At 48.8% G+C, this 15,460-nt stretch carries 19 protein-coding genes; 7 read left to right on the forward strand and 12 right to left on the reverse strand.

Annotation, left to right across the window (positions count from 1 at the left end; translation table 11 throughout):
* Positions 1–26 precede the first annotated feature (26 nt).
* Both MHI45_RS03460 and MHI45_RS03465 read right to left on the reverse strand, forming a co-directional pair.
* Complete coding sequence (locus MHI45_RS03460) at positions 27–806, reverse strand: ABC transporter ATP-binding protein (RefSeq protein ID WP_038593043.1); 780 nt, start codon at positions 804–806, stop codon at positions 27–29.
* A 43-nt stretch (positions 807–849) separates the two neighbouring features.
* Positions 850–1,857 (reverse strand): ABC transporter substrate-binding protein, encoded by a 1,008-nt coding sequence (locus MHI45_RS03465; protein ID WP_076109489.1) that lies wholly within the window; start codon positions 1,855–1,857, stop codon positions 850–852.
* Positions 1,858–2,235: 378 nt separating this feature from the next.
* Here MHI45_RS03465 and MHI45_RS03470 point away from each other — a divergent pair, with 378 nt between their 5' ends.
* Together MHI45_RS03470 and MHI45_RS03475 are read left to right on the forward strand one after the other, a co-directional pair.
* Entirely contained in the window at positions 2,236–2,406 is a 171-nt protein-coding gene (locus tag MHI45_RS03470; protein WP_156130904.1) for a hypothetical protein, read from the forward strand.
* Positions 2,400–3,188 (forward strand): alpha-amylase family glycosyl hydrolase, encoded by a 789-nt coding sequence (locus tag MHI45_RS03475; RefSeq protein ID WP_306080815.1) that lies wholly within the window; start codon positions 2,400–2,402, stop codon positions 3,186–3,188. Before MHI45_RS03470 ends, MHI45_RS03475 begins: the two co-directional genes overlap by 7 nt.
* Here the strand turns inward: MHI45_RS03475 and MHI45_RS03480 are convergent.
* Positions 3,175–3,843 (reverse strand): hypothetical protein, encoded by a 669-nt coding sequence (locus MHI45_RS03480; RefSeq protein ID WP_144024245.1) that lies wholly within the window; start codon positions 3,841–3,843, stop codon positions 3,175–3,177. The genes MHI45_RS03475 and MHI45_RS03480 overlap by 14 nt on opposite strands.
* Before the next feature lie 172 nt (positions 3,844–4,015).
* Between MHI45_RS03480 and MHI45_RS03485 the strand changes: the two genes are divergently transcribed.
* Positions 4,016–4,255: a hypothetical protein gene (locus tag MHI45_RS03485; RefSeq protein WP_038593052.1), complete on the forward strand. Its 240-nt coding sequence runs from the start codon at positions 4,016–4,018 to the stop codon at positions 4,253–4,255.
* Between the two features lie 111 nt (positions 4,256–4,366).
* On the opposite strand, the gene MHI45_RS03490 is transcribed toward MHI45_RS03485, so the two are convergent.
* Complete coding sequence (locus MHI45_RS03490; protein WP_179091687.1) at positions 4,367–4,504, reverse strand: hypothetical protein; 138 nt, start codon at positions 4,502–4,504, stop codon at positions 4,367–4,369.
* A gap of 329 nt (positions 4,505–4,833) precedes the next feature.
* Here MHI45_RS03490 and MHI45_RS03495 point away from each other — a divergent pair, with 329 nt between their 5' ends.
* The gene (locus MHI45_RS03495; RefSeq protein ID WP_038593055.1) at positions 4,834–5,460 is read left to right on the forward strand and encodes an FMN-dependent NADH-azoreductase; all 627 of its coding nucleotides are present in this window, start codon (positions 4,834–4,836) and stop codon (positions 5,458–5,460) included.
* 215 nt (positions 5,461–5,675) lie between these two features.
* Here MHI45_RS03495 and rsgA read toward each other — a convergent pair whose 3' ends face one another.
* From rsgA to MHI45_RS03515, 4 genes are all read right to left on the reverse strand, one after another.
* Positions 5,676–6,767: a ribosome small subunit-dependent GTPase A gene (gene rsgA, locus MHI45_RS03500; RefSeq protein WP_038593058.1), complete on the reverse strand. Its 1,092-nt coding sequence runs from the start codon at positions 6,765–6,767 to the stop codon at positions 5,676–5,678.
* Between the two features lie 538 nt (positions 6,768–7,305).
* Positions 7,306–7,977 carry an HAD family hydrolase gene (locus MHI45_RS03505; protein WP_076109486.1) on the reverse strand — a complete coding sequence of 224 codons (672 nt, stop codon included), beginning with the start codon at positions 7,975–7,977 and terminating at the stop codon, positions 7,306–7,308.
* 156 nt (positions 7,978–8,133) lie between these two features.
* Entirely contained in the window at positions 8,134–8,589 is a 456-nt protein-coding gene (locus MHI45_RS03510) for a DUF3939 domain-containing protein (RefSeq protein ID WP_076109485.1), read from the reverse strand.
* Positions 8,590–8,710: 121 nt separating this feature from the next.
* Entirely contained in the window at positions 8,711–9,307 is a 597-nt protein-coding gene (locus MHI45_RS03515; RefSeq protein WP_076109484.1) for a DUF2087 domain-containing protein, read from the reverse strand.
* 193 nt (positions 9,308–9,500) lie between these two features.
* Here MHI45_RS03515 and MHI45_RS03520 point away from each other — a divergent pair, with 193 nt between their 5' ends.
* Together MHI45_RS03520 and MHI45_RS03525 are read left to right on the forward strand one after the other, a co-directional pair.
* Entirely contained in the window at positions 9,501–10,484 is a 984-nt protein-coding gene (locus tag MHI45_RS03520) for a YpdA family putative bacillithiol disulfide reductase (RefSeq protein WP_076109483.1), read from the forward strand.
* Positions 10,485–10,505: 21 nt separating this feature from the next.
* Positions 10,506–10,949, forward strand: coding sequence for a DUF441 domain-containing protein (locus tag MHI45_RS03525; RefSeq protein WP_076109482.1), 444 nt, complete (start codon positions 10,506–10,508; stop codon positions 10,947–10,949).
* Positions 10,950–11,036: 87 nt separating this feature from the next.
* On the opposite strand, the gene MHI45_RS03530 is transcribed toward MHI45_RS03525, so the two are convergent.
* The 3 genes from MHI45_RS03530 to MHI45_RS03540 form a co-directional block, all read right to left on the reverse strand.
* Positions 11,037–11,606 carry a hypothetical protein gene (locus tag MHI45_RS03530; protein WP_076109481.1) on the reverse strand — a complete coding sequence of 190 codons (570 nt, stop codon included), beginning with the start codon at positions 11,604–11,606 and terminating at the stop codon, positions 11,037–11,039.
* Positions 11,603–12,022, reverse strand: a complete 420-nt coding sequence (locus MHI45_RS03535) for a MerR family transcriptional regulator (protein ID WP_076109480.1) — start codon at positions 12,020–12,022, stop codon at positions 11,603–11,605. Before MHI45_RS03535 ends, MHI45_RS03530 begins: the two co-directional genes overlap by 4 nt.
* Before the next feature lie 143 nt (positions 12,023–12,165).
* Positions 12,166–13,914 (reverse strand): ABC transporter ATP-binding protein, encoded by a 1,749-nt coding sequence (locus tag MHI45_RS03540; RefSeq protein ID WP_076109479.1) that lies wholly within the window; start codon positions 13,912–13,914, stop codon positions 12,166–12,168.
* A 124-nt stretch (positions 13,915–14,038) separates the two neighbouring features.
* On the opposite strand from MHI45_RS03540, the gene MHI45_RS03545 reads away from it, so the two are divergent.
* Positions 14,039–14,554, forward strand: coding sequence for an ADP-heptose synthase (locus MHI45_RS03545; protein WP_076109478.1), 516 nt, complete (start codon positions 14,039–14,041; stop codon positions 14,552–14,554).
* A gap of 138 nt (positions 14,555–14,692) precedes the next feature.
* Here the strand turns inward: MHI45_RS03545 and MHI45_RS03550 are convergent, their stop codons facing one another.
* Positions 14,693–15,010, reverse strand: coding sequence for a HesB/YadR/YfhF family protein (locus tag MHI45_RS03550; RefSeq protein ID WP_076109477.1), 318 nt, complete (start codon positions 15,008–15,010; stop codon positions 14,693–14,695).
* Between the last annotated feature and the right edge of the window lie 450 nt (positions 15,011–15,460).

The raw sequence follows: 15,460 nt of genomic DNA on the forward strand, positions 1-15,460 counted from the left end.
GGTTATTTCGCTTTGCTGACTTGATTTCACACGTCTTCCCTCCCAGCCGACTCCATTTCCTTCCAGACTCCATGAAAAAGCTCCGCGAAACCGGGCAAGTCCCTCGCATACAGCGGGGGTGTATTGCGGATTTCCTCCGGAACGGTAAATATTTTACGTATTCTCCCCGGGTTCCGCTGCAGCAGAATCACCCTGCTGCTGACGGCGATTGCCTCTGACAGATCATGGGTAACCAGAACCGCCGTGGTTCCGCGGCGGCGCAGTGTCTCCGATACCAGATCCTCGAGCTGCAGCTTGATCTGATAATCAAGCGCAGAGAACGGCTCATCCAGCAACAGCAGCCCCGGGTCGGTGGCCAGTGTCCGTACCAGTGCCACACGCTGGCGCATGCCGCCGGACAGCTGTGACGGATAGGCTTGCTCCTTGCCCTCCAGCCCCATATCCTTCAGCAGCTCCAGCGTCTTTTGACGTGTGTTTTCGTTCAGATTTCCGGTGAGCTCCAGTCCAAGTAGCGCGTTGTCCAGGATCGTCCGCCATGGAAAAAGGTAATCTTGCTGGAGCATATACCCTACCTCCGGGGAGGGTCCCTTGAGACTATGTCCGTTAACGAACACTTTGCCGCGGGATGGACTGAGCAGCCCGGCAATGATCGACAGCAGTGTCGTCTTGCCGCAGCCGCTAGGCCCGACGAGACTGACGAACTCCCCTTGTTCAACACTGAGGCTGAGGTCCTCAATGGCCAGAGAAGCCTCGCGGTCACCCAGATAGGCATGCGTCACTTCCTCCAATTGCACTACTGGCAGCATATCAGCCCCTCCTAACCCTTAATCAATTTGACGAAGACAACGCCTACTTGACGTTGTCTTTCGCTTTTTCCGCAAAGCTGTTGTTCACAATTTTCTCCGCCGGAACCCGCTCTTTCAGCTCTCCGGCATTATCCATCACATCCAGCAGATTGTTCCACTCTTCGTTGTCCACGACCGGATCCACGGCATAGGTGTCCTGCTCTTTATAGCGCTTGATCGCGGAGATCACAATCTCACGCTCCGTTTTATCAAAATACGGAAGTACCGCATCGGCAATCTCTTCCGGACTATGCTCTTTCACCCATAGCTGTGCACGCTGGATTGCATTGGTAAATTTTTGCATAGTATCAGTATTTTTTTTGATATAACTCCCCTTGGACATAAAAGCCGTATAAGGAAGATAACCGCTCTCCACCCCAAAGGATGCCACCACCTGGCCCCGGTCTTCACTCTCAAAAATGGAAGCCTGCGGCTCAAACAGCTGTACATAATCACCTGTCCCGGAGGCGAAGGCACCGGCAATATTGGCGAAGTCGATATTTTGAATCAGCGTGAGATCCTTTTCGGCATCAATCCCTTTGTTAAACAAAGTAAAGGCACCCGCCATTTGCGGCATTCCCCCTTTTCTTTGTCCGAGGAAGGTCGACCCCTTTACTTTATCCCAGTTAAAGTCCGCATCCGGTTTGCGGGCGAACAGGAATGTACCGTCCCGCTGGGTCAGCTGGGCAAAAGTGATAACGGGATCATCCGCTCCCTGCTGATAGACGTAAATTGAAGTTTCTGGACCAACAAGCGCCACGTCAACGGCTCCTGAGAGCAGTGCAGTCATTGTTTTGTCACCGCCGGGTATGGTCTGAAGCTCAACATCCAGCCCTTCTTCCTTGAAGAAGTTCTGGGATAATGCCACATATTCGGGCGCATAAAAGACGGATCGGGTGACTTCGCCGATCTTCACTTTTACCGCAGCCGAGTCTCCGCCGCAGCCGGCGAGCACTGAAAAACACAAGGCGAGAATCATGAGCGACAGCGACAGCTTTTTCTTGTTTTTCATTCTTCATTCTCCTTTCTTCCCGGGTCTTTTGCCCTTGCTTGCAGCATATGCGAATGCCTACGAAAAGGTTAAAGAGTATGTGTAGTATCGTTTGCGCTTCATTATAGAACTTCAAAGTGAAAGAACTGGCGAATATTTCGGTTCCTTGTATGAAATTATTTTAATGAAAGTACGATTTTCCGCATAAACACGAGATATCAGAAGAATACAAACAATAATCAATGATATATCACTATAAATCTTCATAAATCGCTTAATTCGTTAATTTTTCGTTTGTGCAAACGTTTTACCAAAATCATGCATTCGACTAAGATATCAATAAAGCGCTTATCACATCAACATACTAATGAAGCTATTTATTGGAGGGGTCCGCAACAGATGCAGCGCCAGCCTTTAACCTTGACTAACCGCCGCATGATGTGCACTTTGGCCATCGCAGGCATAACTGCTGCCCTGCTTGCCGGATGCTCTGACAACAACAGTACAAGCGCCGTCCAGCCTACCGCTTCTACGGCACCAGAACTTTCACTCGCGGCGCGTATATCGTAGGGGAGGTATGGGAGAATTCAGCTGTTTCCGTAGGGGCCTATCTGGATCAAGCATTTGATTCGGGGTTTAATTTCGGCCTGGCCGAAGCAGTGCTGAATTCTGCCAATACAGAAAAAGACAGTGGGATTGCCTTTACTCTGGAGCGAACTTATAAGCTATATTCGCAGATTTCAGGGGGAGCCTTTACAGATGCCACTTTCCTGAATAATCATGATAAGAACAGAGTTATGAGCCAGCTTGCGAACAATCCGGATCATGCCAGAATGGCCGCCGCTATTCTGCTGACCTTACCGGGCAACCCGTTTATTTATTATGGGGAAGAGATAGGAATGCTTGGAGTGAAGCCCGATGAAGGCCTCCGTGAGCCTATGAAATGGACTGCCGATGGTCAAGGAGATGGCCAGACCACCACTTGGGAGCAGGCGAAGAATAACGCCGCTAATTCCGGTGCTGATGTGGAGAGTCAGCTGCAGAACAGAGGTTCTCTGCTGGAGCATTACCGTCAGCTTATTTCCTTGCGCAATGAAGTACCTGCACTGAGAGACGGTGGAATTCGCGAATATTCTTCCGGAAACAGTGGCATTATGGCCTTCGAACGGATCACTGCCGGAAAGCAGGTATTGGTGGTTCACAATTTAACTGGCGGGACACAGAACATTCCGCTACATCCCGGCACGAACACCGTTACTTATTCTTCTATACTCAAGACGCTCCGGGGAGAAGCGGGTCTGGCGGACAGCATGCTTACACTGCCTGCTTATTCCACAATCATTCTGGAGTAAACACTGGAGATGTTTGCTGTACCCACTCATAGAGAGCAGAGCATATCTGCGCTTTCGTAACTGGAATGGCAACCATCCAGTCCTCCGCGGCTTCGCAGCTCATACGCAGCAGCCAGCCGCTGGAAGTATCTTCAATAAAAAAGGCATGCTGAAGCTTACACTCCTCTTTACTGCGTGAACACAGCTTAAGCTCTCCTTCAGCCGTTTTGTTCTTCATGACCTTCGCAAGCTGTGCGGATTGCAGCAAATCCCCTGTTTCCGCTGTCAGACATTCTGCCAAAAAACACAAGCTGTAGGTTGCGGCGCTTTCCTTTAGCTCCTCATATCTCCGTCTGGACAGATGCAGACACGGTACATCCTCTACGCTAAACTCTTCAGGCTCAAAGCAATTAAACAGATAATAACAAGCGCGCTGCACCTTCTGTGGATCGCTCAGTCTATAGACGAAGGAATCTGAGGGCTCAATGCCTGCGATCAATGTTATATCCTTATGTACCTGCAGGCAGATATCCTGCACTTGATCACCTTCACAGTATTTTAACCGGCATATTCGGTCCGCGGATGCTGCCATTTGCATCAGATCCGAAATTTCCTTCCCCGCTGGCTTATCTGGGAACAGAAAATTAGCTAAATATACCTTATCCTTTTTATTCACATTGATATATCCTTCCCGGATCCCGCTAACATTGGAATCACACTGCAATAAAAAAAGTCCCAAACTATAAAACTTGTAATCTTTATGTTATCATAAGCTAATTTTAAGGTAAAATTAAGAAACGAGGGGTATGATCTATATCATGAAATACTTGTAGCGAGGTGATTTCAAAATGAGAATGCTCATCACATTTCAGAACAAGCTTGTACCTGTGTACTTCACTACAGAAAACAAACAGCCCACCCAGAAGGTTATCCGGTTGCTGAACAGCACACTGGAGCTAAAAATCCAGAAGGGCAAAAGTGCTCTGCAGAAATGCTTAAATTCTCTGATTAGTATCGAAATTAAAGGCTCTGAAGCTATATTGCACAGTTATAGTGAAAATGATTCATTGGCGCTATCCCTCTATTAATTAGAGGGGTTGTTTTTTTGTACAGAAAAAAAGCACACCCCTTCATTAAGATGGGATGTGCTCTGCTCGCTCTATATGTTGGCCGGGTATCTGTACTTCAGCGGCATATCTTCAACTAATCCGGTGATTTCTGTTCTCTTCCTTTTCTGCCTTCTGAATCCGCAGTTTGAACAACTTCACTAAGTTGCGACGAGTCTGCTCTTCGTGACAGTTGTCCAGTTTTTTAATGATAAAACGGTCGATGGACATGTCAATCGCTCCTTCTTCAATAAGTTGTATTGCCAACCTGAGGTGAGGAAATCATTTCCTTTAATCCTTGTAACACCTATATAACCGGGTCCTGAATTCCTTAAACTTTGCCCAAAAATGAAAAAAAAGCTGAGTCAAAGCGGTTTCACTACATATTGATGTTCTGCCAAAAAAACAATTCGTCCATTAAGAGATGTAGTAGCCCTGCAAAGAAAAGGCCTTTGCTGTCGAGCAAATAAAAATTTGTTTCGACTGTTATTTACAAACTAAATATTAAATGCTATATTATTGATAGTAAGTATTAAATATATATCTAAGGAGAAATCATAATGTCTAATGTACTTTTCATCAAAGCCAATAACCGCCCTGCAGATCAATCCGTAAGCGTTCAGCTTTACAACGAATTCCTGGCAAGCTACAAGGAGTCCCACCCGCAAGACGAAATCACTGAACTGGATTTGTTCGCAGAGCAACTTCCATATTATGACAACACACTGATTACCGGTGTTTATAAAGCTGCTCAAGGCTACGAAGCTACTCCTGAAGAAGCTGCCGGCGCTGCACTGGTTAAGAAATACCTGAATCAGTTCCTTGCCGCTGACAAAGTAGTATTTGCTTTCCCGCTCTGGAACATGACTGTTCCGGCTGTACTTCATACTTACATCGACTACCTGAACCAGGCAGGCACCACATTCAAATACACTGCTGAAGGTCCAGTTGGCTTGCTGACTGACAAAAAAGCTGCTGTACTCAATGCCAGAGGCGGCATCTATTCCGAAGGACCGGCAGCAAGCGCTGAAATGGCTGTTAACTTCATCATGGGCAACCTGAACTTCTGGGGCTTCAAAGATACTACTCAAGTGATTATTGAAGGCCACAACCAGAACCCTGCACAATCCGCAGAAATCATCGCGAGCGGTTTGCAACTGGCCAAGACTGCTGCTGCATCGTTCTAAGAACACACCAGTATTAAAGGTCCGGTTCTAAAGATAGACATCCGCACTTTAATTAGGTATATGCATTGCAATTAGCCGGACTTTTATTTATATATAGCAAGGGCGCAGCTTCTCTGGAGCTGCGCCTTTGCGTTACAAGAGGGTCTCCTTACAGCCATTCTAAGGCTTCAAGGGACCCTCTTGTTCAGGTTACTGTTGCTTAATTATACTGTTCCTCAATATTCCTCCAGCTCCCGGCGCCAGCCGGAATTTCTGGAACGGGAAGGCGCTGCCTTGGTCGCAGCGGCTGCTGTTTTCCGCTTCTGCTTCACCTCTTTGCTGCTCTGGTATAGCAGCTCCTTCTGGGTTTTGCGGTAATTCAGCAGCCGTTTCTCTTCCAGCGCACCGTTTGATACTGCCGCAAGAACTGCGCAGCCCTCTTCACGTTCATGTCTGCAATCGCTAAAGCGGCAATCTGCTGCCAGACTGCTGATATCCCCGAATGCGAGATCAAGTCCGCCTTCATCCTCCCACAGCTGCAGCTCGCGCATTCCCGGGGTATCGACAATGATACCGCCGTCCGGGAGGATGAACAGTTCCCGGTGAGTGGTTGTGTGCCGCCCCCGGCTGTCCCCTTCCCTGACATCCTGGGTGAGCTGCAGGGTTGCTCCGCTAAGCCAGTTAACCAGCGTTGACTTCCCGCAGCCCGAGGAGCCGGTCAGGGCCACTGTCTGACCGCTGCCAATATAGGGCAGCAGTTTATCCCGCCCGTCTCCGAGCAAGGCGCTGACTGCGTACACGGCCACTCCGGGTGCTGCCCGCTCCATCTCTGCAATTTTGCTCTCTGCATCATCACACAAATCCGCTTTGGTCAGCAGGATCACCGGGTTTGCCCCGCTGTTCCAGGCCATGATCAGATATCTTTCCATCCGCCGGACATTAAAATCATCATTTAACGCACTGACAAGGAATAAAGTGTCTACGTTGGAGGCCACAATCTGTTCCTCATTTGTATTTCCCGCCACCTTCCGCGAAATCACACTTTGCCGGGGCAGCACGCCATGAATAACGGCATGTTCTCCACCATCCATCATCGCCAGCGACACCCAGTCACCGATTGCCGGATAATCCCCGGAATCGGTTAAGGTATGTCTGAGCCTGCCTGCCAGCTCACCCCAGGTTTCTCCCGTTTCCGTCATAACCCTGTACTTGCTGCCGAAATCGCCAACAATTCTGCCGGGTACAAATGTTTTGTTTTCCAGACTTTGATGCAGTTCGTTCCACTTGTTCATCCAGGTTTCATTCCAGCCATATTGTACTATTGTCATCTAAATCCTCCTGATTGTTTAGTTCGTACACTCCCGGCCCGGCTTCGAAAGAAGCCGGCGGCGGAAATAAATCACTTCGTTTCTTCTGACTAACGTGTATTACGGGAACACAAAAAGCCGCCGGAATCCTCATTCCGGCGGCGGACTTCACAGAAACTCTCCCCTGCACTATGGCAAGGGACAATTTCTGTGAAGTCAAGATCAGAGCATGCTATTCCTCCTCCGAAGAGGAGAACCAGCACATTTCTGAGCGTGAATCCGGTATGCACGAATACAATAACCGTATCCGTACTTACCGATCCACGCAAAAAAGCCGCCGGAACACATACGGTTCCCGGCGGCTCTAAAAGGCATCGTAGAGCTTACCCGCAAAGCTGCGTGTTACTTACACTGCAGCTGCTGTTCCCGGAAGACACGTATCCACAACAGTTGTTACCAATCGCGCAATTGCAATATAAACTGTCATATAACATCGTCTCCTTCCGAACTAATATGCTGTAATAATAAACTTGCCGGCAGCATATTGTCAACAGCAAAGCTAAAGAATTCCCTTCAACTCATCAAGCTCATGGATGGTTTTCCATGGATGCACATCCAGCTTGTCATCCCATTCATGATTACGCTTCAGCCAGATTGTTTCCATACCTGCCTTGCCTGCACCCCAGATATCGTTCACCGGATGATCGCCGATGAACAGCGTCTGTTCCGCTGTTGTGCCCAGACGCTCAAGTGCAAGACGGTAAATTGCCGGATCCGGCTTGCTGATTCCTGCTTCGCCGGAAATGACTATTGTTTTAAAGAAGCCGCGCAGTCCAAGAAGATCGATTTTGCCATATTGGATCTGTTTCTTGCCGTTCGTAACCAGACCTAGAATATAGCCCTGCTCCCGGCAGTAGTTCAAAATATCTTCGGCGTACTTCATAAGCGCTCCGTGCCCGGTGTAGGTCTCATCATAATAGGTCCGGATGTCCGCAGCCGACACTGCCTTCTCCCACGGCAGCACCTCGCTGAGCTCGGCAAAAAAACCATCCTTGTCCCGGTACCCGTCGGCATCCCGTACAATAATATCCTCTACTACCCGCTGCGCTTCTTCCGGCTGCAAATGCCCGAGGAGATCACGTACAAATTGTTCGCTGAAACTGCGGAAGGTTGAATCGCGGTCCATGAGCGTGTTATCCAGATCAAACAGAAGTGCTTGTACTTTGTTCATGCAATAATTCTCCTAATCTATGAATTCTTCCGGAACGTGTTACCAGAAATTCATTGTACTATGCCAACATGAACAAAGAAAAGACCGTTCTGCTGACAGGCGCCTCAGTGCCCCTCAACTGAACAGTCTTTCTAGTGTTAATTGTAAATCGTTCATTCATTCAAAATGCTCGGGCCGATGGGTCAGCATCATCTCTTCCTCCGTGATGTACAGGGGAAATGGCGGTGTTTCTTTCAGATAACGTTCAGTGTGCAGCAGGCGGTAATGAACCTCCGGCAGCCAGGCATCCTCGAGCAGCGGCAGCTTGCCGGTGTCGTTGATATAATTATCCACAGCCGACTGAACCATATCAATATAATAAGGCACCATCTTGTCAGCTTCCTCAAAAATTTCGAACGTTTCCCGCGACATGTAAAACTTCTGATGAGGCACTCCGCCCAAATATCTCTTGAGCCGGATAAGGTCAATGCTCTTATCCTCCAGAATCAGTGCGGTACGGTTGATCGGAGCAGGCATATCTTCTTCAAATTGCCTAACAGCTTGCTTGATCTGCGGCAAAGTAACAGTGAGATGAATGGGAGGTGTATTTTTTTTCGCGCGTTTGAATATCATACTGAAAGTCTCCTTTCGAAGTATATGTCAGATAACGCTTACAATTCCAGTTTATTCGTTATTCGGACATTTAATCAGTCGAACCTTCAATTGTCACAAAAAATCCCCATTTATTAGATCATTATTTGACATTTTCCCAGTGAGTCCACATCTCCGGCGGGTTAAGCTCATATTTGTCATTTTCCCGGTACATAAACTGGTGCATGATGAACTCCCGGCGGATCGTGGCATAATCCTCATGGAATGGTCTGATAAACTCGTTGATTTCTTTTTCCGTATACACTACACCGGGTTCAAGCTTCTCAACCATATATTGCAGTGCGATCAGCTTCTTCTTGTATTGTGCGGGAATCTGGCGCAGCCGGCCGTCTTTGGCAAAAAAGTTGCGCAGCACTGAATCCTTCAGGCTCTTTTCCGTAGATAACTCGTCCATATCTTCTGCCCCCTTGGCAAAAATAAATCTAAGCGATGCCTCTGAACCGGCCTCGATAAACTCAGGGTTCAACGAAAAGTAAACCGTATTCTTGTCTCTGCGTTCCTTGATCATTGCGGCCTCCCGGAGCTTGGCGGCATGATGTGTTACGGTAGGCTGTGATAAATTAAGTTTCTCCGCCAGCGCCTGTCCGTGCACCTCCCCCTTGGACAGCAGCAGCAGCATGCGCAGGCGTGTCGGGTCGGATAAAGCTTTATGGTAATTCACAATTTTCTCCAGCTGCATCGGGGTCACTCTCCTATAACATTTACAAGCAATTTTTACGATTAAACTATGTTTAGATATATATCTAATTATACTCCAATCCAATCTCGAGAGCAATAACGATTAGCTGAATATGCTGCACAGATAGCAAAAACATTAAATTTAAGGTACGATTTAGAGAAAAGAAAGTATACATCAGGAGGTTGCCATCCATATGAAAGACGTCATTATTATCGGGGCAGGTCCCTGCGGGCTTTCGGCCGCAATGGAATGCCAGCGCCAAGGGCTGTCCAGCCTGATCATTGAAAAAAACTTTATTGTTCACTCCATTTATCTGTATCCGACCAGCATGCAGTTCTTCAGTACAACCTCTTTATTGGAGATTGGTGATGTGCCCTTCACCTCACCCAATGACAAGCCTTACCGCCATGAAGCACTCGTCTATTACCGCCGCGCCGCCGAGCAGCATGGACTCGAGATTGCCGCTTACGAAGAAGCGCTCTCAGTCGAACGTCTGGAGGACGGAAGTTTCGCTGTACATACGATCACTAAACGGGGGGAACAGCTAACCCATGCAGCCTCAAACGTGGTGATCTCCACCGGTTACTTCGACCAGCCCAATATGATCGGCATCCCCGGGGAGGAGCTCCCTAAGGTCACGCACTATTTCGGTGAAGCCCATCCCTATACGGGGATGAAGGTTACTGTCATCGGCGGCAGCAATTCTGCTGTGGATGCGGCACTTGAGTTAATGCGGGTGGGCGCTTCCGTAGATATGGTCTACCGGGGAGCCAGCATTTCGCAGAACATCAAACCGTGGGTACGGCCTATCTTTGAAAGCATGGTAGCTAAAGAAAAGATAACGCTCCATCTGGAATCACGGGTAACCGAAATTACACCCGGTTCAGTCATTGTTACTAAATCAAACGGTGAGACACTTGAACTCGACAATGATTTTGTACTCGCCTTAACCGGCTTCCGCCCCAGCAGGACACTTCTGTCTTCCGCAGGGGCAATAATGGACGACGAACAGGATAAACCTGCCTATAACCCGTCCACGATGGAAACTAACATCCCGGGACTTTATGTAGCCGGTGTTATCGCCTCCGGACGCAATGCCAATGAGGTATTCATCGAAACCGGACGGGGCCACGGGAAGCTGATTGCAGATCACATCATTTCAAAACGGCTTACTTAGAATAAGGAGTGTTTCGTTACGATGGATATCACCTCGCTCCTCCTGCTGGGCCTCGCAGCCCTCGGCATTATCAGCAGCAATTCACCGGTAACGATCGCAATGGTTGTGCTGCTGCTGCTGAGGGTGCTTGGACTGCAGCAGGCTTTTCCGTGGCTGGAAAAGTATGGCCTGACTGTCGGGATCATCATCCTTACCATCGGTGTGATGACTCCGCTGGCGAGCGGTAAAATATCGCTGCAAATGATCTGGCATTCCTTTTACCACTGGAAATCGCTGCTTGCCATTGGGATCGGTATTCTTGTTGCCTATTTGGGTGGGCGTGGAGCAGTGCTTATGGGCAGCCAGCCTACGATCGTTGCCGGCCTGCTGATCGGCACGGTTATCGGTGTCGCTTTCTTCAAGGGCGTACCCGTAGGTCCGCTGATCGCGGCAGGTATCCTCTCCCTGCTGATTGGACGTGGATAATGGTTTAAAGATGGAGACAGGCAGGCCACTCTGCTCACTGTGAGCGGAGTGGCCTGCCTGTTTGGTATGTCGGGATGCGGATGAAGCTTATAAACCTGTTCCCTCAACCCGGTATTTTTCCTCGAGTTCTGAGCGGTAATGGGGGTCATAGCGAATGAGCTTGGGAAGTGAGCAATCGAGCATTCCGCTGTTGCTGCCGTCCGGATGAGTGCTCGTTGGCTCAGTTAGGGCCTGTTCTTTGACTCTTCTAATGACCTCCTCGTCTATTTCTACCGTTTCCTCATCCACACTTTCTGCATCAACAATGCTAAGCGGGACGAGCACTGTATTACAGATCTCTATACCACTGTGATCTATGAGTGACACATCAATGCTCAAGCTGACTAAGCCGCAATCTATAGGCTGGATTGTATAAATCCCCAGTAAAAGGTCATTTGGCATTTCGGGCTGCTCAATAATGACTCTGCCACTGGTATCCTGTGGATAGCCCTTTACTTTCCCGTCCCAATGGACCCCTGCTGGAAGCTGCAGTTCAAGTACCGCTTGCTTCACCCCGCCAAGTGGCTCCAAATGGACCCAGAGGTGATTCATTCCCTCTTCATTCTCCAGCACAGATTTTGCAAGACGCACCTCAATCGTAATTTCTGCTCCAGTCATGGGGTGTTGCCCCCCTTCAGCAGCCGGTTCACCGTTTCAACCAGCTCGGACTTTAACGCTGCAGATATGCGCGGACTAACCGTAAGCATCACATCTTCATTAATGACTAGGGTCTCATTGCGGAAAATATGCTCCGTTTGGTAGAAACGCAGCCGTTCACCAATCTTAGCCACTTCCTCCGCAGGCAATCCCGTAAGCTTCTCTTGAATATCTGCCAGACTCTCCCCGCTTTTGGACAAGGTCAGGATCGCCCGCAAATATTCCAGATGCCGGTCGGTATAGACCCGTTTGTTGCCGGATAACTCCAGCGGTGGCAGAAGCCCGATTTGCGTATAGTACCGTATCGTTCTTAGATTCATATCCGGCTCTTCCCGCTGAACAAGATCGGCAAGCTGTTTGCCGGTATAGGTATTCATCCAACCATCCTCCCGTTCGCAAAAATGATTTAAACTTCCGACATTAGTTACACTTCGCTGTTATAGTTACAGTATACTGTAACTTAAATTCAAATGCAAAGAAAAAGCGGTTCCCGAAGGAACCGCATAGCAGTAAACTCTATTCATGCATCCAGCCGCTGTACATTGAACAGCCGGGCGTAACTTCCGTCAAGCGCCATAAGCCCTTCGTGGGTACCCCGCTCAGTGATCTCTCCATTCTCCAGCACAACAATCTGGTCTGCGTGGGTAATCGTGGACAGTCTGTGGGCGACAATCAGCGTTGTGCGCTCGGATGAAAGCGACTGGAGCGCCTGCTGGATCAGATGCTCCGATTCCAGGTCCAGTGCCGAGGTGGCCTCGTCAAGAATAAGCACCTTCGGGTCCTTGAGAAATACCCGCGCAATCGCCACGCGCTGTTTCTGGCCTCCCGACAGCTTCACCCCCCGCTCTCCTACCTCAGTATCATAGCCATCAGGAAGCTGCATGATGAAATCATGCGCGTTAGCCGCCTGCGCTGCAGAGACAATTTCCGCCTCACCAGCCGCCGGATTGCCGAAGAGAATATTCTCGCGCACCGAACCGCTGAACAGGAAATTATCCTGAAGCACCATGCCGACAGTCCGCCGCAGACTCTCCTGCGTCAGCCCCCGGATATCATGCCCGTCCATTCGCAGATTGCCTTTACTGATATCATAGAACCGCGGGATCAGACTGATTAGGGAGGACTTCCCCCCGCCGCTCATCCCTACAAAGGCCACCGTCTGTCCGGGATTTATCCGCAGATTGATATCTTTCAGCACATATTCGTTCTCATCGCCATACTTGAACCATACCTGATCAAACTCTATATCTCCTGATGGATTGTTCAGCGGCTTTGCTCCAGGCTGATCGACGATATCGTAAGGTTCGTCCAATAGCTCCATGACCCGCTCCAGCGATGCGGAGGCCTGAGTCAACACGGTGGAAGAATTGATCAGCCGCCGCAGCGGGGCATACATCCGGTCCAGGTAACCGAAAAAGGCAACAAATGTACCCAGCGTCAGATTGCCGTGTATCACCTGATATCCCCCATAACCGATCACAAGCAGCGGGGCGATGTCCGTTAAGGTATTGATAATAGCAAAGGTAACGGCATTCCAGCGCGTTTGGGCCATCGCCTTTTCCAGAAACTTGCCGTTGATAGCCTCAAATTGCTTCTGGTCCACCCGCTCCATCGTGAAGCTGCGGATAATCGCAATGCCCTGAATCCGCTCATGCAAATAGCCTTGAATCGCTGCCAGCGCCTGGGAACGGTCCTTGGTCAGCAGCTTGAGCCGCTTATAAAGTGTGTTCACGGCAATGCCGTACAGCGGCAGGATGGCTATGGATACGAGCGCCAGCACCGGATTGAGGTAGAACATGAAACCTAGTGCAAAGACGAGCGTGAACATATCCAGCCAGACGTTCATCATCCCGACTTCCACGAGATTCTTTGACTGCTCCACATCATTGATGAATCTGGATATGGCCTCGCCTACCTTGGTATTCTGATAGTAACGCAGTGACAGGCGCTGCAAGTGGCTGTACAGCTTGTTGCGCATGTCGAACAGCACTTTGCTTGTGATCAGCTGGGCAAAATACTGACGGAAATACTCAACAGGACCTCTGACAATGACAAACAGGAATAATGCGCCTCCGAGGACATACATCAGCTTCGAGACACGTTCCGCGACAGTCAGTACGGAGTTGCTCAGAAGATCATCCACCACATATTTCAGAATCAGCGGCAGTGTTAGCGGAATGCTAAATTTGATCATGCCGATAATCAGCGTCAGCACAATCCATTTCATATAAGGCCGGACAAAAACAAAATAAGATTTCCATTGTTTCACAGATGGTTACGCCCTTTCTCTTCACCTTGTTGACTGGGTACTGTTGACATTTGCGCTCCACAGTGTTTTTATATTTTTAAGTCCATAAGTACGATTGCAGTACCTGAACTTCAGGAGGATAACGATGTCTAGACAATTTGTGACAGAAGCGGTCATGATGGCAATTTATGGCCAGCTTCTCATCCCGCAAAGCCCTGTAGAATATATAGTGCCCTATACAACCATCATGGAATTGTATGAACTACGGGACAGTGACGAGCCGTTAATGAACCGGGCGGATGATGATCAGCACGTCAAATTGAAGATCCGTGAACTGATCGCCTATTTCGAGGAACCGCTCAATTCCAAGAAGATCAACCGCTGTCTGGCTGTTCCATGGGCCAAGAGCTCCGGCATTCTGCTCGGAGGGCAGGCACAGATCACCATCATCAACAGCATTGATAATGCTACATACGGAGAGCTGTTTGATCCGATCGAAACCGAGCTGCTGCTCTCTTCCCAGCGTGAGAAAGTACCGATTCTTACCGACCAGTTCGAGCTCATTCAGCGCATCATCGAAGGCGGAGTCCCCGTCCAGGTGTATGACATTGATGACTTTGATTTCGCTATGGAGGAAGAGACCTTCCGCAGCTCGCACTAATGACGTTTTAGGATTTATAGGCCCAACCTTATAGATTCTTGTATCCGTAAATTCTCTATCTTAAAAAGCCCCTGCCTTTTGGCAAGGGCTTTTTAAGATAGCAACCTGTGCTGTAATACCCAGTTGCACAGGGCAGAATTACTGCTGCACTCCACCGGCCACCGGCAGAAGCTCATACTGGTAGTCGATATCATCCTCAGCCTCCACATAGACAATGGATAGGCTGTATCCCTCCATATACCACAAGTCCTGCTCTTCCATATAAAAAATCAGGCCTCCCTGCTCAGTCTGCACAGCAGGACGTCCCGGCAGTTCGGTGGCGATCCCCAGTGAAAACCCGGGATGCAGTCCTCCTCCTGAACTGTAACGGGGAAATAACCGGATATGCGCCCCTGTCTGCAGATCTAATTCCCGCATAAACCAGGCGGCGGCTTCTGGGCTGATTACCATCTTCATGTCTTTTAGCTCCTCCCGTTTCTTCTTATCATACTGAAAAAAAGTCCACATTCCAAATGATCGCAACGTATTTTATCATACCGCTAATTCGAAATTTGTTCAAAATTACATTTGACAATTCTTAACGGCGGATGATAAACTCTGAACATAACGAAGCGTCTTCAAGTTATTACCAAAACTAAGGAAAGGGTGAGCGCGGTGTTTAACCTTGTTAAAGTTGATTTTTATACTATTGTCGGCAACTGTACACAACTGAATACCAAAGCAGCCCAAGTAGTGGAAAGCACCTGAAGAATCATGTATGTAACGCGTACATCTTGATTTCAGGTTATGCAAGTCTCTTCCATGTCTCTGTGCTGTCTTAGCACCGTGGACATGATAACTGCTGTATATCACAGGCATATCATCCGTTTTCGGATGATATGCCTTTTTGTATGCTGTTAAGAGCTG

It is taken from the genome of Paenibacillus sp. FSL H3-0321, from assembly GCF_038002865.1.
Taxonomy (GTDB): Bacteria; Bacillota; Bacilli; order Paenibacillales; family Paenibacillaceae; genus Paenibacillus_AQ.

Coding starts and splice junctions, on each gene's coding strand:
- MHI45_RS03460 (WP_038593043.1), bottom strand. CDS start 806: ATGCTGCCAGTAGTGCAATTGGAGGAAGTGACGCATGCCTATCTGGGT.
- MHI45_RS03465 (WP_076109489.1), bottom strand. CDS start 1,857: ATGAAAAACAAGAAAAAGCTGTCGCTGTCGCTCATGATTCTCGCCTTG.
- MHI45_RS03470 (WP_156130904.1), top strand. CDS start 2,236: ATGCAGCGCCAGCCTTTAACCTTGACTAACCGCCGCATGATGTGCACT.
- MHI45_RS03485 (WP_038593052.1), top strand. CDS start 4,016: ATGAGAATGCTCATCACATTTCAGAACAAGCTTGTACCTGTGTACTTC.
- MHI45_RS03490 (WP_179091687.1), bottom strand. CDS start 4,504: ATGTCCATCGACCGTTTTATCATTAAAAAACTGGACAACTGTCACGAA.
- MHI45_RS03495 (WP_038593055.1), top strand. CDS start 4,834: ATGTCTAATGTACTTTTCATCAAAGCCAATAACCGCCCTGCAGATCAA.
- rsgA (WP_038593058.1), bottom strand. CDS start 6,767: ATGACAATAGTACAATATGGCTGGAATGAAACCTGGATGAACAAGTGG.
- MHI45_RS03505 (WP_076109486.1), bottom strand. CDS start 7,977: ATGAACAAAGTACAAGCACTTCTGTTTGATCTGGATAACACGCTCATG.
- MHI45_RS03510 (WP_076109485.1), bottom strand. CDS start 8,589: ATGATATTCAAACGCGCGAAAAAAAATACACCTCCCATTCATCTCACT.
- MHI45_RS03515 (WP_076109484.1), bottom strand. CDS start 9,307: ATGCAGCTGGAGAAAATTGTGAATTACCATAAAGCTTTATCCGACCCG.
- MHI45_RS03520 (WP_076109483.1), top strand. CDS start 9,501: ATGAAAGACGTCATTATTATCGGGGCAGGTCCCTGCGGGCTTTCGGCC.
- MHI45_RS03525 (WP_076109482.1), top strand. CDS start 10,506: ATGGATATCACCTCGCTCCTCCTGCTGGGCCTCGCAGCCCTCGGCATT.
- MHI45_RS03530 (WP_076109481.1), bottom strand. CDS start 11,606: ATGACTGGAGCAGAAATTACGATTGAGGTGCGTCTTGCAAAATCTGTG.
- MHI45_RS03535 (WP_076109480.1), bottom strand. CDS start 12,022: ATGAATACCTATACCGGCAAACAGCTTGCCGATCTTGTTCAGCGGGAA.
- MHI45_RS03545 (WP_076109478.1), top strand. CDS start 14,039: ATGTCTAGACAATTTGTGACAGAAGCGGTCATGATGGCAATTTATGGC.
- MHI45_RS03550 (WP_076109477.1), bottom strand. CDS start 15,010: ATGAAGATGGTAATCAGCCCAGAAGCCGCCGCCTGGTTTATGCGGGAA.